Genomic DNA, 1,114 nt, shown 5'->3' on the forward strand with positions numbered 1-1,114 from the left:
ACGGTTATTGACGCCCCATTCTCCACTAGTGATTGAGTTGGATCTGTTACAGTAAGTACAAGTGACTTATCGCCACTACTGCTATTGGTGCCACCACCTTCTCCGCCACCACCACAGCCAGATAGGACTACTAAAATCGAGAGTGCTAAGTATTTTTTCACTTCAAATCCTTTTTTTTATACGTAAATGACATAGATTAGTTTTCTAAATAAACCAGCGATTTCGCTAGTTTATTGATTGCTCTCAGATTATCCTTATCCAGATTCACGTTTTGAGCTTGCAGTTCAACTTTTGTCGTTAAGTTGAGGACTTAGAATGCTTTTTCATAAGCTTTTCTTTCAAAGCGGGCAATTTTCGCTCAGATGTCTCGTATTCGACAGCTAGTTCCAAGAGCTCATCATTACTAAATCGACTCGTTAACCCAACGATCGCTGCCAAGCCTTTTGACATGGCGCCTTTTTTTCGTGCGTTATCCACAACGCTATTACGAGTACCCAATAATGAATACACCCCTAACTTCGACATACCCAACTTCAGGAGACGACTCTCCAGAGCATCATAATGCTTCACTTTACAGCGCTGTGACTCTGTAACGCTTAAGATAGGATTGTTTACACTCTGAGATAGAATGTGGATCTGTTGCTCTTTTGGCATTTTCAAAAGAAAATCAACGCATCGAATATGCGATTCCTTTACAGGTTCGTCGGGATTATTTTTGTACTTTTGAATCGCGACTTCATTTGAGCCAAGAAAATAAGCTAATGAGCGTACAGACTGCCCCTTTCTCCGTGATTGCAATTCATCAAAAGGTAATTTGTCTAGATTTTTCTGAAAGTCACTAAATAACATTATGCCTTTATGTTGCGGTTTTCCCGCAACATACCTTAATCTAATTAATCCGAGATAATATCTCTTCAAGAAGGACTTTGTCGTTTTCTAAGGCCTCTGTCGCTGACAATCTGCCCTGCCCAAGCTTAAGGTTTTTGTAAAGGTACCAAGTACCACGTTTGTCTATAATTCGAGCATCTAAGCCTAAATCAAGAACTTCACCGTAGTAATCGAAACCCTTACCAAACAATATTTTGGTTTCAGCTTGTTTAAATGGAGGGGCAAG

At 40.0% G+C, this 1,114-nt stretch carries 1 protein-coding gene and 1 pseudogene; both read right to left on the reverse strand.

Going from position 1 to position 1,114, the window contains the following annotated elements; genetic code table 11:
- Positions 1 to 297: 297 nt before the first annotated feature.
- Positions 298 to 849, reverse strand: a complete 552-nt coding sequence (locus tag IQR33_RS06715) for a hypothetical protein (protein WP_025633965.1) — start codon at positions 847 to 849, stop codon at positions 298 to 300.
- A gap of 40 nt (positions 850 to 889) precedes the next feature.
- Positions 890 to 1,114 (reverse strand): annotated as a pseudogene (locus IQR33_RS06720) (hypothetical protein); the annotation flags it as partial.

The sequence above is a fragment of the Vibrio sp. OPT46 genome, from assembly GCF_015163535.1.
Classification (GTDB): domain Bacteria; phylum Pseudomonadota; class Gammaproteobacteria; order Enterobacterales; family Vibrionaceae; genus Vibrio; species Vibrio alginolyticus.